Origin of the sequence: Microbulbifer hydrolyticus, assembly GCF_009931115.1 — a bacterium.
Lineage (GTDB): Bacteria > Pseudomonadota > Gammaproteobacteria > Pseudomonadales > Cellvibrionaceae > Microbulbifer > Microbulbifer hydrolyticus.
Genome location: NZ_CP047491.1, coordinates 2,504,386 through 2,517,785, shown reverse-complemented (window position 1 = coordinate 2,517,785; position 13,400 = coordinate 2,504,386). Strand labels below are relative to the sequence as shown.

General features: G+C 58.1%; 11 protein-coding genes. 5 read left to right on the top strand and 6 right to left on the bottom strand.

Translation table 11 applies throughout. The features are described 5' to 3' along the window. Positions 1-6: 6 nt before the first annotated feature. Positions 7-2,055, bottom strand: coding sequence for a PQQ-binding-like beta-propeller repeat protein (locus GTQ55_RS10680; RefSeq protein ID WP_161858714.1), 2,049 nt, complete (start codon positions 2,053-2,055; stop codon positions 7-9). A 634-nt stretch (positions 2,056-2,689) separates the two neighbouring features. On the opposite strand from GTQ55_RS10680, the gene GTQ55_RS10675 reads away from it, so the two are divergent. From GTQ55_RS10675 to GTQ55_RS10655, 5 genes are read left to right on the top strand one after another with little or no spacing between them, the layout of a single operon-like run. Further along, a complete protein-coding gene (locus tag GTQ55_RS10675) occupies positions 2,690-3,373 on the top strand; it encodes an ABC transporter ATP-binding protein (RefSeq protein WP_161858713.1) in 684 nt (227 codons plus the stop codon). Further along, entirely contained in the window at positions 3,361-4,329 is a 969-nt protein-coding gene (locus GTQ55_RS10670; protein WP_161858712.1) for an HlyD family secretion protein, read from the top strand. The genes GTQ55_RS10675 and GTQ55_RS10670 overlap by 13 nt, the downstream gene beginning before the upstream one ends. After that, positions 4,326-5,345, top strand: a complete 1,020-nt coding sequence (locus GTQ55_RS10665; protein ID WP_237567647.1) for an HlyD family secretion protein — start codon at positions 4,326-4,328, stop codon at positions 5,343-5,345. The genes GTQ55_RS10670 and GTQ55_RS10665 overlap by 4 nt, the downstream gene beginning before the upstream one ends. Next, complete coding sequence (locus tag GTQ55_RS10660) at positions 5,342-6,562, top strand: efflux RND transporter periplasmic adaptor subunit (RefSeq protein WP_161858710.1); 1,221 nt, start codon at positions 5,342-5,344, stop codon at positions 6,560-6,562. Before GTQ55_RS10665 ends, GTQ55_RS10660 begins: the two co-directional genes overlap by 4 nt. After that, positions 6,559-7,797 (top strand): ABC transporter permease, encoded by a 1,239-nt coding sequence (locus GTQ55_RS10655; RefSeq protein ID WP_161858709.1) that lies wholly within the window; start codon positions 6,559-6,561, stop codon positions 7,795-7,797. The genes GTQ55_RS10660 and GTQ55_RS10655 overlap by 4 nt, the downstream gene beginning before the upstream one ends. A 54-nt stretch (positions 7,798-7,851) precedes the next feature. Here GTQ55_RS10655 and GTQ55_RS10650 read toward each other — a convergent pair whose 3' ends face one another. The 5 genes from GTQ55_RS10650 to GTQ55_RS10630 all read right to left on the bottom strand — a co-directional run bounded on the left by GTQ55_RS10650 (position 7,852) and on the right by GTQ55_RS10630 (position 13,044). Further along, positions 7,852-8,562 carry a proteasome-type protease gene (locus tag GTQ55_RS10650; protein WP_161858708.1) on the bottom strand — a complete coding sequence of 237 codons (711 nt, stop codon included), beginning with the start codon at positions 8,560-8,562 and terminating at the stop codon, positions 7,852-7,854. A 67-nt stretch (positions 8,563-8,629) separates the two neighbouring features. Then, complete coding sequence (locus GTQ55_RS10645; protein WP_161858707.1) at positions 8,630-9,457, bottom strand: transglutaminase family protein; 828 nt, start codon at positions 9,455-9,457, stop codon at positions 8,630-8,632. After that, complete coding sequence (locus GTQ55_RS10640) at positions 9,454-10,389, bottom strand: alpha-E domain-containing protein (RefSeq protein WP_161858706.1); 936 nt, start codon at positions 10,387-10,389, stop codon at positions 9,454-9,456. Before GTQ55_RS10640 ends, GTQ55_RS10645 begins: the two co-directional genes overlap by 4 nt. Then, positions 10,383-11,816: a circularly permuted type 2 ATP-grasp protein gene (locus tag GTQ55_RS10635; RefSeq protein ID WP_161858705.1), complete on the bottom strand. Its 1,434-nt coding sequence runs from the start codon at positions 11,814-11,816 to the stop codon at positions 10,383-10,385. The genes GTQ55_RS10640 and GTQ55_RS10635 overlap by 7 nt, the downstream gene beginning before the upstream one ends. 235 nt (positions 11,817-12,051) lie before the next feature. Further along, positions 12,052-13,044: a DMT family transporter gene (locus GTQ55_RS10630; protein ID WP_161858704.1), complete on the bottom strand. Its 993-nt coding sequence runs from the start codon at positions 13,042-13,044 to the stop codon at positions 12,052-12,054. Between the last annotated feature and the right edge of the window lie 356 nt (positions 13,045-13,400).

Genomic DNA, 13,400 nt, shown 5'->3' with positions numbered 1-13,400 from the left:
TTTCACTCAGTAGGATCCCCAGGGTTTGTCCAGTACTTTGGAGTTGATGTTGTACCAGATGTGTATCGCGCGTGTTTGTAATTCGCCCCGGAAGTTTTCCGAGCAACCAAGATTTTTAGGGCTAACCAGAGAGCTGTCGGCTTCTATAAATCCGGCGAAAGACTGCGCATGTTCCTGGGCGAACCGATGCTGGCCGCGATCGAAATCCGTTTCCAGATCCGACAGGGATGTGCCGAGGAGATTGTCCGGGTCGACCACGCAGCTACCTCCTGAGGAAAGCCGGGCTTCCTCAAAGGTCGCGCGCAAGGCGGTGATTTCCTGCCTGACGATATCGACAAACAGGTCCGTTAGCTGGCGTTCGCTCTTCTTGCTCCCGGACAGGTCACTATAAGGATCGGGCAGGTAGCGCAGGCCGAATACAAAGTAAGAGTATTCCCGGGTGCCTGCGCGAACGCTACCGCAACCGCTGGTGACATCGACTGTCTTTTGTCCCTCGACAACCGGATCCTCTCCTGCTTTGGTGGCCCAGGCCACGACGGGCTGTCGGCTGCGGTCGCTGCCGTGACAGTCGAGTGCATCGGAAATATTACTGTATTCGACTGTGTGTTCGATGACTTCGGAAGTGATGTCGATACTCGAATTCACATCTACAACGGCAATGTTCGGCGAGCCGCAAAGGTTGCCGGGAATCCTGACATCTTCATAGGCCGGGTTTAACTGGCGCAGAGAAATACTGTTGTCACAGCTGGCGCTGTAGTCGGGGGCTCCAGCCGGCGGGCAGGCAGGGATCACATTACCCCCACAGATGGTCCTGGGATCTGGATAGATCTCATATTGTTCGCCAACATCACCAGCTATCGGGTGTTCGGCCACGATTCGGTGATTGATTGCCGGGGTGATGTTGCAGCCGGTTGCCGAAGCGCATTCTGTGGCTGAGGCCGTATCTACTTCGGTGGCTGCGAGGCCAACCGGAAACTGTACGCTGCTAAGCGCCTGGTACACAAAATTGCCATATTCATCGCGCGGTGCAGCAAGCTCGCCATTCTGATCCAGGATGTTGAGCTGGATGATCTGTCCATTATTGCGGCCGGCGAGATACAGGTCGCCGGCATATTGCTGGTACTCACTGCCAGTCACGGTGCGCAATGTCTTTATTTTGAAGCGCCCCTGGTTCAATCCACTGATCAGGGGATTTGCCTGGCGTACTGGCGTACCAGTCGAGGTCATGTCGTAGACCTCCACCGTCCCGTTGGTCGCGCTGACCAGCAGCTTGGAGGTCAAGGGTGCCGGGGCCAGTGCAATGCCCGCGGGGGTGCCGGAAAGGTTGTCTGGGCCGAGCAAGGTTTCTGCGGGGCAGGGGCCAGGACCTGCGATACAGTCCGCCTTGTAACGCAGAATGGCGCGCGGATCGGAGGATGCCACCAGGAAATCCCCATTCGGCAGGCTGAGTCCCTCTTCCAGAAATTGGGAAGATACGGTTTCGCCATTGACGTTAACTTTGACATCCTCGTCCAGCAACAGCGGCGTTCCGAGGTGTCCTTGCGCGAGATCGAAACGCCAGAGTTGCGACTTCACATTGCCGGCTTTTGAATCCAGAACCAACAATTGCCTGCCGCGTGTCACGCTAAGCCCGTTGGGGTTGGCCGGGCCAGCGGAAGCGGTTGCCGCATCATATTGGTAGTGGTTGTCGGGAACAGGGGTGAAGTTACACTTGTCATCCCCCAGCGGGGATGGCCAGCTCAAGGCCCTAATACGGCCTTTTTCGTCGGCAACAAAAAGCTTCCTGGCATTCGCGGCGTCGTTGGCGTAAATACTCAGCGGGTCAAGGTAGAAGGCCAGTGCAACTGGCGTTGTGCCGCCATCGGCACTTGCGGAAGTGCGCGGGTCGGGTTGTCCATCCCCATTCGCATCGTCGAAGCAAATGCCAAATACCCTGCCGTTGGAAGAATTCGATCCGGCGACCGATGTCGCCGAAACTGCGATCGAGGAATGCAGTGCAGTAAGAAGTGAAAGCGGCGCTAAAATCAGACGCGCAACGTTATGTACCTTTTCCATGGTATTGAGTCCCCATTGAGAATGGTGGCCGCAAGAATCATCCTGCTCAGTTCCTTCCGCAGGACTCCGAAAAATACGGCTGGTACATAAGGGTGCGTAAGTTGTTTTTTTTCGGTTGATTAAAGCGCTGAATTTTTACCTGTTTATTTTTGTTGCCTGCGGGCTCTGATGTCGTCCCCCGCTTCAGACAGCGTTGACGGTTTTACCCTAGCGGTCGACCTTTGTCTACATGGCACGAGTGTACGCTATCGTGTTGTGACAGGTGAGTCGGGGTGGTGGTGGGCTTTTCGAAGAGCCGGGCGCCACAATTGCCAAATTGTTTTGCTTTGCCCGAGCAGGGCGGCGGGGTGGTGAGTGTCTGGGGTTAGCTACTTTTAGTCATCGTTGCTGCTATTTGCTGTGCCGCGGGTACCGCCTTCGGTAAAAACAAGCCGCGCAGGATTAGCGTCATTCCAGCGAAATGTATCGGTTTTAATTGCCCGCCAATATCGAGAAAGGGTCCGCTGCGATGAAAGCGAGCAGGCATCTGCTTGCTGCTTATTGCGCCATATGGGTAGATTGGGTAGTCTGCATTTAAATGTATATATCGTATTACCTACCGCAGGCGCAGGGCGGGCCGATAACGGATTAACGCGTGATAAGAATAAAAGGATTGCGCCGGGAGTATGGCGACGGGGATGCCAGGGTGCTGGCGCTCCGTGACGTTTCCCTGCATATCAAAAAAAACGAATTCGTTGCAGTGATGGGTTCATCCGGCTCCGGCAAGTCGACATTAATGAATATCCTGGGCTGCCTGGATCAGCAGACTGCCGGTCAATACTGGCTCGACGGACGCGAAGTCTCGAGCTTTGACGACGAATCACTCTCCGCTATCCGCAATCGCCATATCGGCTTTATCTTCCAGACCTTCCACCTGTTGCCGCGTTTAACCGCTCAGCAGAATGTCATGCTGCCACTGCGGTATGCCAATGGCAGCAGCTCAGCGGAGGCCGAAGAACGCGCCGCCGAGATGCTCGAGCGCGTTGGGCTCGGCCACCGGGTCGGACACCGTCCATTTGAAATGTCCGGCGGGCAGCGGCAGCGGGTAGCCATTGCGCGGGCGCTGATCAATCGGCCAAAGGTGATTTTTGCCGACGAGCCCACCGGTAACCTCGACAGTAAAACCTCCCAGGAAATCCTGGAGTTGCTCGGTGCGCTGCATAACGAAGGGCAGACGATCGTCATGGTGACCCACGAGCAGGACGTCGCCAGTCGTGCCCAGCGCACCATCCGGATGAGTGACGGCGAAGTAGTGGAGGATTCGAAATGTCCCGCTTAGCCGCTCTGCTGCTGTTGTTTGTATCCATGTCGCCCCTTGCTTCCCAGGCCTCATCGCTGCCGCCATTGCTACTCAGCGGAGAGCTGCGTGCGGAAAAAAGCCAGCCGTTTTTCTCGCCCACCACTGACAACTGGCGAGTGGAGGTGCAATGGTTGATGCCGGAAGGTCAAGTGGCGCAGCCCGGTGAAATCGTTGCCGTATTTGATGGCGGGGCAATTCAGGGTGAGATCGACTCAGAGATGGTCGTGCTGGAGACTGCAGAAGAAAAGCTGGATAAAGACGAAAGCGCGTTTGCCGAGGAAGTGCTGCAGAAAACCTATGCCCTCAGACGTGCGGAATTACTGCTGAAAAAGGCGGCTATTGATGCTGCCGTACCCAGCCAGTACCTGAGTGCTTACGAGTACGAATCCTATCAGGTGGCCAAGAAGCAGGCCGAGTCGGCTGTGCGCAAGGCAAGCAAAGAGCTGGAGCAAGCTGAACTAACCCGAGAGGTGGCGGCAAAAAAACAGCGGGTAAAAATCGCCACTACCAAGGCATCGCTGGAATACAAGCGTGCCCAGCTGGAGTCCATGTCTCTGCGCGCCGAGCGCGCCGGCCCAGTGCTTTATGGCAAGCATCCGTGGAGTGGTGAGCGGGTATTTGTGGGTATGACCGCGCAACCGGGCTGGTTGATTGCGGAAATTCCCTCTCTCAGTGACCTGTATGTCGAGGCCTGGTTGCACGAAATTGATGTAGATCGAGTGCTCCGCGGGCAGGATGCAGAACTGGTATTTGATGCCTACCTGGAGCGTAGTCTTCCCGCGCGCCTCGCCGATATTGCGACGCAGCCACAAAAGCGGCAGGAGATGGGGCCGGGGCTCTATTACCGGTTGGTGTTCAAGTTTATTGAAAAGCCGGAGCTGGAACTGTTGCCGGGTATGGGCGCGCGTATTGAATTCCCGGAGGTAGGCAAGTGAAGTGGCAGGTGGCTCTTATGGCATTGTTGCTCGCTGCCTGCAGTGGCGGAGAGCGTGACAAGGTCGCTACAGTAGCGGAGCGCGCATCAATGCAGCCGATTCCTGGAGAACTGGAATCCGCGCGCTCGATGATGGTTGCGCCCCCGGCCATCAAGCGCATGTGGCAGTACAGCATCAAGCGCATGGTGCCGGAAAACAGCCATGTGGAAAAGGGGACCGTGGTGGTCGAGTTCGATGATAAGTCGGTGCGCGAGGGGTTGATCGAAAAGAAGTCTGAACTGAAACGGCAGCGCAGCGAGCTTAACAATACCCTGTTGAAGGAAGGACAGACCGCGAAGGACGATATTTTATCCATCGAGGAGAAACGTGCCGAGTTTGAAAAAGCCGAGCGCCGTGCCAACATCCTCGATCAGTCCATGTCCAGAATCGAGCGCGAAAAGGCGGCAATCGACTTTGAAATTGCCCGCAATGACCTGGCTCTCGCACGCGAACTCGCCGAAATGCACAAGCGCACCGGCGCGCTGCGTATTTCCATGGCCAGGCACAAGGTGGCGCGATACGAAGGGGAAGTGGCGGCACTCGAGGCGGAGATGGAAAAACTCAAGGTCAAGGCGTCCATCGGCGGCCTGGTGCAGTATGTCGCAAACTGGAAAGGGGAGAAGCCCGCCGCCGGAGAGTCCGTGCGTTTTGGGCAGCCGGTGTTGCAGATTTCCGACCTGGGCCAGATACGTGTGCGCGCACAGGCGGATGAAGTGGATAAGGCGTTTCTCCGTATCGGTACTGGTGTGGAAGTGGCAATAGATGGTGCGGAGGCGATCACCTTGAATGGCCAGATTCTGGAGTTGGGGCGGGTAGTGCGCGACCGTGCCAGAGGGGATCGACGCCGGGTGGTGGATTTGCTGGTTGGCCTTGAAGAGGTCGGCAGCACATCCCTCAAGCCGGGTATGACTGCATCCCTGACTCTTGGTGGGTCCGACAGCAAACAGATGGCGCCGCCGGCGGGAGAAGTACTGTGAGAATTCAACAGAGTCTCTCCGCTGTCTTGCTGATTTTTTCGGTGTTGCTTTCGGCCTGCAGCGATAGGCAGTCGGAGCCATTGCTGCACCAGGTTCATTACAGTGAACGTGCGGGCTTTGTGCCGGCACGGGGGGAGCTGGAGGCTGAATCGGCGACTTCGATACAGGCTCCCGCATCCGGTCCCCCGAAGTTTATTGCCTGGCTTGCGCCGGAGTATTCCCTGGTGAAGAAGGGCGATGTCATTGCGCGCTTCGATGGTGCCCAGATGCGTCGCCAGCAGCGGTTTGTTGCTGGAGAGCTGACTCAGGCGGAAGAAGATCTGCGTGAAAAACGCGGCTTCCTGGATACGGAGCAGGTAGCCATCCTGGCGGATATTGACCAGGTTGCGGTGGAGAAGGAATTTGCCGAACAGTTTTCGATTGAGGACGATCGCCTCAAGTCTCGCCTTGAAATTCTTGAGGAGCAGCTGGATACCCGATACCTGGCATCCAAGCTGAATTACCTGGACTGGAAAAGCGAGCGTTTTGCTACCGGTGCTGAAGGAGAGTTGGCAGTGCTTGCGGTTGCAGAGCAGAAACACAGCGCGCAGATAGAGCGATTGGAGCAAGGCCTGTCGGAGTTGAAGGTGGTCGCCCCTCACGATGGCTTATTGACCTATGTGGCGAACTGGCGCGGTGAGAAACCTCAAGTCGGCAGTCAGGTCTGGCCCGGGCACAAGGTTGCCGACCTGCCGGATACCAGTGTGATGCAGGCGAAATTGCAGGTGTCGGAGCGGGAGGCGATTGGTCTCGAAGAGGGGCAGCTGGTTTCCGTCTGGTTTGAAACAAATCCGGCGCAGCGGTTTACCGCAAAAGTGAAAACCATCAGCGCGGCGCCATCGACGATCGAGCGCGGTAACCCCCAAAAGTACTATCAGGTGGTGGCTGCATTTGACCGGCAAGTTCCCGAGCAATTCAAACTCGACCGCGACGTGCGTGCGCAGATTCGAGTGGTTGATGCCGCGCGACGCCTGGAAATCCCGCTGCAGTGTCTGTTCCGGGATGGGGAGGGTGCTTATGTCCACCTGTACCGGGAGGGGCGGTTCGAGCGCCGCAATGTCACGCCGGGGCAGGCTACACCCACGCAGATTGAAATAATCGAGGGCCTGGCGCCCGGGGATCGAATTTCTCTGTATGAGGTATCCGCCGACAAGGTGGTGCGGGAGGTCGGTGCATGAGCGTGCAGCTTGCGAGTTTCCGGGAGGCGCTGGCGGAATTGTCGCAGCACAAGCTGCGTACACTGTTGACCCTGTTGGGCATGATTTTCGGCGTTGGCGCCGTGATCGCGATGCTCAACATTGGCAAGGGTGCCGAGCGCGAAGCCCTGCGCATGATCGAAACCATGGGGCTCAACAACCTGATCGTGCAGGGGCCGGAACTGGAGCAGGAGGAACTCTTTGAGCAGCGCAAGCAGTCCGCCGGCCTCAGTATGCGCGACGGCGAGGCCGTGCTGGCCACTATGGATTTTGTTGAGGCTTTTGCCGCGCAAAAATCGCTGGAGACCTATAGCCTGTTCAGCCAGTTCGGAAAGAGCGAGGCTGTTGCCACCGGCGTGAGCCCGGCGTATTTCCGGATGTCCCCGTTTCAGCTTTCCGCCGGCCGCCTGATCGAGGCTGAGGACGAGCAATACTTTGCCCAGGTGGCGGTGCTGGGGGAGTCAGCGGCGCAGCAACTGTTTCCGGGGCGTTCCGCACTGGGGGAGCGGATCAAGGTCAACCAATTGTGGTTTTCGGTAGTTGGTGTGCTGGATTCCCCGTTTGTGGCGGGTTCGGAATTTGAGGGGGTGCGCCTCGGTGCAGAGCAGAGTCAGGTATTTATTCCGTTATCTGCCGCCATGCAGCGTTTTCCCGATGAGCCGCTTGCTGCGGAAGTGACGGAATTGAAGTTTCAGCTTGTCGACGGAACCGATGCGAAAGAGGCGGCGTGGGCCATTGCCCACCTGCTCAACCGCCGTCACAACAATGTGAAGGATTTCACTATGGTGGTCCCCGCGGCACTGATGGCCCAGAAGATGGAGACGCAAGCCATTTTCAATATTGTGATGTCCTGTGTTGCGGGTATATCCCTGCTGGTCGGTGGCATCGGGATCATGAATATCATGCTTGCCACGGTGCTGGAACGCACCAGTGAAATCGGATTACTGCGCGCCGTCGGGGCAACCCGGCGGGATATTCGAAGCCAGTATCTGGTCGAGAGCTTCACTATTGCCATCCTCGGCGGGCTACTGGGAATTCTATTTGGCGTATTGCTGTCGGAAGCGATTGCCCTGTACGCAGGCTGGGCGGTGTCCTGGTCGCTCAGTGGGATACTGCTGTCGTTCAGCGTATGTGCCGCCATCGGGCTGCTATTCGGGGTTTACCCTGCAATCAAGGCTTCACGCCTCAACCCCATCGATGCACTGCAGAGTGATTGAGAATCTGGCCGGACGGCAGGCGCAAGCGCCTGCCCGTTCTGGCTCGGCCTGCGATCAAGGCATATCGTCAAACAGCAGCTTGATTCCCGCGCTCCAGGACCGCCGCAGGCGGTTGAAATAATCATCGTCCTCTTCAATCCGCTCCATACTGAGTTCCAGCGCATCGTTGCGATACACCGCAATATCTAGCGGCATACCCACGGATAAATTGGAATGCATGGTGGAGTCGAAGGAGATCAGGGCACATTTTACCGCCTGGTTCAGGCCGGTATCGTGGTGGATGATCCGGTCCAGGATGGGTTTGCCGTATTTGCTCTCGCCGATCTGGAGGTAGGGGGTATCTTCGGTGGCTTCAATAAAGTTTCCCTCGGGGTATATATGGAACAGGCGCGGCTCCTCGCCGCGAATCTGACCACCGAACAGGATGTGGCAGCCAAAGTCCACGCCGGCGCTCTGCTGTCCCTGGGCATTATGGGAAATAATCGACTTCACCTGTTCGCCGATCAGTTCCGCGGCGCGAAACAGGCTGCCGACGGTAAACAGGTTTGGCTCCTCGTTCTCTTCGGTCTGGATCTGCAGGCGGCTGATCACGTTCTGGGAAGTGGCGAGGTTGCCGGAGGTGAGCAGGATAAAGCTGCGTTCCCCCGGCTGTTGCAAGAGATGCATTTTGCGGAAGCTGGCAATCTGGTCGACACCGGCATTGGTGCGGGTATCTGAGGCAAAAACGAGCCCCTCGTTCAATCGCATGGCAATACAGTACGTCATGGCAATCCTGTGCGCGTGTTGTGCGCAGGAAAGGTAGCACCAGCGGAGGGGCTTGTCATGAGTCTGATCACTGTTGTGCCTGTTCTTCCGCTGCGCGGCGATCCACCTGATCCACCAGGGCATAGGCGCGCATACACTCTGCACCGCCACCCCAGCGAATCCCGCGCACCGGCGACGCATCCAGGTAATCGATGCCGTGGGCCAGTTTCAGGTGGTGATTGGTGGTTGAAAGCCCATTGCTCACATCAAAGCTGTACCAGGCGTCTTCAACCCATGCTTCGGCCCAGGCGTGGCTGGCAATATGCTGGTCGTCTCCGGCGTGGACATAGCCGCTGACATAGCGGGCAGGGATGCCCAGCCAGCGACAGCAAGCGATAAAAATATGGCTGTGGTCCTGGCACACGCCGAACCCCTGAGCGAAGGCGTCGGCCGCGCTGCTTTGGGCATGGGTCATACCGCTGCGGTAGGGGATGCGCTCCAGCAGCGCAGACATCAATTCAATCAGCTGGTGCCGGCCCGCTTGTGCCTGTTCGCGTGCAGGGGCGAAGCCCCGCGCGAATTCACGCATCGCATCACTGGGTTCGGTGAGCGGGGAGGTACGTAGAAAAATCTCCGGTGGTATCCGGTTCTCACGTTCCGGTTGCTCATCGGCACTGATCTCCGCCGTTCCCTGGGCCCGAATGGTGATGCCCTGATGCGGCTGATCCACCGTGCATACGTGCAGTATGTTGCCGTAAGTATCCAGGGTGCGGTGCACACTGCCCGGCGCGTCCAGGTGCCAGTGCAGGATTTGCTGTCCGGAAGAGGGCTGGGGTGTTAGCCGCAGGTACTGGATGCTGTGGGTGACTTCGGTGTCGTAGCTGAAGTCGGTGACATGGTCGATGCTGAGCTTCATGCGCCCTCCCAGTAACTGCGGTGAATCTCGTCGCCGATGGTGTGAATACGCCGCAGCAGATCGTTCAGGTAGTCGTGCAACCCGAAACGGATGATGAAATCCACTTCTCCGTACTCCAGGCGTGCATGCAACTCGGCGCACAAGCGTTTTGCGGCCTGGCCCTGTGTACCTTCAATGGCGATCAGCTGACTCATCAAGGCGCCGATACAGTAGCGCAGTGAGCGCGGCAGTTCCGCGGAGAGAATCAGCAGCTCGGTAACGTTGCGGGTGGTGAGTCCGCCGGTGTACTTATCGTGGTAGGCCTCGTAGGCACCGAGACTCTGTAGCAAGGCATTCCACTGGTAGAAGTCGATGGCGTGATTGCTGTTGTGCTGCGATTCCATCACTTCGAGTTTTACCCGCAAAATGCGCGCGGTATTGTCTGCCCGTTCGATGAAGGTCCCCAGCCGCATGAAGTGGAAGACATTGTTGTGCAGCATGGTGCCGTAGGCGGCGCCGCGGAACTCGTGGGAGCGCTGCTTGATCCAGTCGATCAAGCTTTTCACGCCCTCATGGTTGATGCCGAGCTGGCGGCGGTGGCGCAGCTCCAGCCAGGTCGCATTGATGCTCTCCCAGGCCTCCGACGACAGTTTGTCGCGCACACTGTGGGCGTTGTCGCGGGCGGATCGAATGCAGCTGAATATGGAGCCATCATTGGTTTCGTCGAACAGGAAGAACTCCAGCAATGCCTCGGCATTGAGCTGCGGGTAGCTTTCCCGGAACTGATCCAGGCGACCGGTTATCGTCAGCGGTGCCAGCAGTTCCTGCTGGCCGCCCTTGGAATTCGGCATCAGTGACATGTTGTGGCTGACGTCCAGTAGCCGGGTAAGGTTTTCTGCCCGCTCCAGACTGCGCGCCATCCAGTAAATACTGCTTGCGGTGCGGCTCAGCATGGGGCGCCCTCCAGTACCCAGGTGTCTTTGGTGCCGCCGCCCTGGGAAGAGTTGACCACCAGGGAGCCCTCGCGCAGGGCCACCCGGGTGAGCCCGCCGGGCACCAGTTTTATTTCATTGCCGCTCAACACAAATGGCCGCAGGTCGATATGCCGCGGGGCTATCCCCTCATTCACCATGGTCGGGCAGGTGGACAGGCAGAGCGTCGGTTGCGCGATGTAGTTGGCCGGGTTGTCGCGCAATCGCTGGCGGAAGAAGTCCAGTTCTTCGCGGTCTGCCTTGGGGCCGATCAACATGCCGTAGCCGCCGGCGCCGTGTACCTCCTTCACGACCAGTTCCTCGAGGTGGTCCAGCACATAGGCCAGGTCTTCTTCCTTCCTGCACACCCAGGTCGGTACGTTGTTGAGGATGGGCTCTTCGTCCAGGTAAAAGCGGATCATGTCCGGCACGTAGGGGTAAATGGATTTGTCGTCGGCGACGCCAGTGCCCAGTGCGTTGGCGAGAATGACACTGCCGTCGCGGTAAGCGGTGAGCAGTCCAGGCACGCCGAGCATGGAGCTGGGGTCGAAGGCGAGTGGGTCGAGAAACGCATCGTCGATGCGGCGGTAAATCACATGTACCTGGCGCGGACCAGTCGTGGTGCGCATATAAACGCAGCCGTTGCGCACGAACAGGTCGGCGCCTTCTACCAGCGGCACACCCATCTGCTGAGCGAGAAAGGCGTGTTCGAAAAAGGCGCTGTTGTAGCGCCCCGGCGTCAGCACCACCACACAGGGGTTGTCGGCGCCGCTGGCACCCTGCAGGGTTTCCAGAAGCAGGTTGGGGTAATGCTCCACCGGCGCCACGCTTTGTGCCAGAAACAGTTCCGGAAACAGCCGCATCATCATCTTGCGGTTTTCTAACATATAGGAAACGCCGGAAGGCGTGCGCAGGTTGTCTTCCAGTACAAAGTACTCGCCGTTGTTGTCGCGAATCAGGTCGACGCCGGTAATGGGGATGTAATTGTCCCCGGGCAGGTCGACCCCGAGCATTGCCACCTGAAACTGCGCGTTGGTTAGCACCTGCTCGGTGGGAATGATGCCCGCGCGGAGGATTTCCTGATCGTGGTAAATATCGTGCAGGAACCGGTTCAGGGCGGTAACCCGCTGGTGCAGGCCCTGCTCAAGGTGGGTCCATTCAGAGGCGGGAATGATGCGGGGAATGAGATCGAAGGGGATCAGGCGTTCAGTACCTTCTTCTTCGCCGTAGACGTTGAAGGTGATTCCAAATCTTCGGAACAGGGTGTCGGCCTCACGGCGTTTCTGTTCCAGGGTGGCGTCCGGCGTATTCTCGAGCCACTGCAGGTAGGCCCGGTAATGCTCGTGGACCCCGTCGCTACACAACATCTCATCGTAGAGGTGGGGTGCGGGTTGTTCAATTGCTGTCATCCATGGGTCCCCGTTTTATTTTTTGTCATTGCGCGGATATAAATTTGCAAGCACCGTGCCAGTGCCCGTGTTCCAGAGCGGGGCGCGACCCTGCCCAATACTGGGGTGCGTCGGTGATGGGCGTCTGGAATGTTCTGGATTTGGCCGGGAGAGCGGGCGGAAATGGGGCGGCCGCGTGCAAGGGTGCATCGCGGTGCCCCAGAAAGAGGATGAATTCGGCGAAGGCGGTATTTGCCTAGCGGGACTGGGCTTCCGGTTTTTGCGGCATTCCCGTTGTTGTCGCCGGCACTGTTTTCAGCCCGTTGACCTTTTTCATCGCCAGCAGGCTGCCGAGAATGATCGCCATTCCCGCAAAGTGGTAAGCGGTGAACGGTTCGCCCAGCACCAGTGCCGCTGCAATCAGGGTAATAACCGGGCCGGAGGTACCGATAGCGCCGGTACTGGCCGAGCCGATCTGTTGAATGGCCGCGCTCATCATCAGTGACGGGAGGACCGTGCACAGGAAGGCGACTGTCAGTGCATAGCCATAGACCGGCCACGGCTGGTGGAGCCTGCTCCAATCGGCCTGCACCGCAAAGTGCAGCGTGATTGCCGCACTCGCCACTATCATCGCCAGCGCGGTAAATTGACGACTACCGAGCTGGCGGATCACGCCCTCACTGAACGCCACATAAATAGAAAAGCTCAGTGCGCTACCGAAGGTCAGCAGTGCTCCCCAGCTGATTGCATCCAGGTTGACCCAGGTCGGGGGTAGGGCGCCGGTGCTGAAATTCTGGTCCTGCCAGTAGATCAACAGAATGCCCGCATACGCTCCAACGATGCACAGTAACTGCGGTACGGAAATCTTTTTACCCAGGAAGCACCATCCCAGAAAGAGCACCAGGGTGGGGTAGAGGTAGATGATCAGGCGCTCAAAATTGGCGCTGATATAGCGCAATCCCTGCAGGTCGAGGAAGCTCGCCAGGTAATAGCTGCAAAGGCCCAGTGCGATGGTCAGCAGCAGGTTGCGGCGGCTGACCGGACGCCACGCCTGCTGCCGCTTCAGCAGCATCAGGATCGCGAGGTAGAACGGCAGTGCCAGTGCCATGCGCAGCAGAATGAAAGTTTCCACGTCCACGCCGTGGCGGTAGGCCAGCTTGATAAAGATGGCCTTGACCGAGAACAGGGCGGCGGCGCCGAGTGCCAGCAGGTAACCGTTGCTATTGGGGGGTGGTTGAGTGTTTTCCATGGCCGAGTGCCTTACTACTTGTTTGGCGCCTCAAGGCCGGTAGCTTCGACGAACATCCCGGACCTTTCGGCGCGGCTGTTGTCGTGGGAGGGGGTGAAACTCAGGCAGCTGACAGCAGGCCGACGCAATGTACGCGCAGCTTTAGCCAGATTGGTTGGGTCACCGTTTGCGGGAGCATGAAATGCCTGTGGTTCGTTCGGGTTGAGACTGCATTAAGCCACAAAGGTGAACGTCCGGTCTATCCAGGTGGTAGCGGAGTGGGTTATTGCGGCGCAGTAATCGTCATCGCGGGGTGGGCCGGGTGCGCGGTGCGCGCTAAGTGGCGGATTTGGCGGGAAAATAATTTCGCTAAAGCG

What these genes read in the sequence shown, in the direction of transcription:
- GTQ55_RS10680 (WP_161858714.1), bottom strand. Translation starts at nt 2,055, where the DNA reads ATGGAAAAGGTACATAACGTTGCGCGTCTGATTTTAGCGCCGCTTTCA.
- GTQ55_RS10670 (WP_161858712.1), top strand. Translation starts at nt 3,361, where the DNA reads ATGTCCCGCTTAGCCGCTCTGCTGCTGTTGTTTGTATCCATGTCGCCC.
- GTQ55_RS10655 (WP_161858709.1), top strand. Translation starts at nt 6,559, where the DNA reads ATGAGCGTGCAGCTTGCGAGTTTCCGGGAGGCGCTGGCGGAATTGTCG.
- GTQ55_RS10650 (WP_161858708.1), bottom strand. Translation starts at nt 8,562, where the DNA reads ATGACGTACTGTATTGCCATGCGATTGAACGAGGGGCTCGTTTTTGCC.
- GTQ55_RS10645 (WP_161858707.1), bottom strand. Translation starts at nt 9,457, where the DNA reads ATGAAGCTCAGCATCGACCATGTCACCGACTTCAGCTACGACACCGAA.
- GTQ55_RS10640 (WP_161858706.1), bottom strand. Translation starts at nt 10,389, where the DNA reads ATGCTGAGCCGCACCGCAAGCAGTATTTACTGGATGGCGCGCAGTCTG.
- GTQ55_RS10635 (WP_161858705.1), bottom strand. Translation starts at nt 11,816, where the DNA reads ATGACAGCAATTGAACAACCCGCACCCCACCTCTACGATGAGATGTTG.
- GTQ55_RS10630 (WP_161858704.1), bottom strand. Translation starts at nt 13,044, where the DNA reads ATGGAAAACACTCAACCACCCCCCAATAGCAACGGTTACCTGCTGGCA.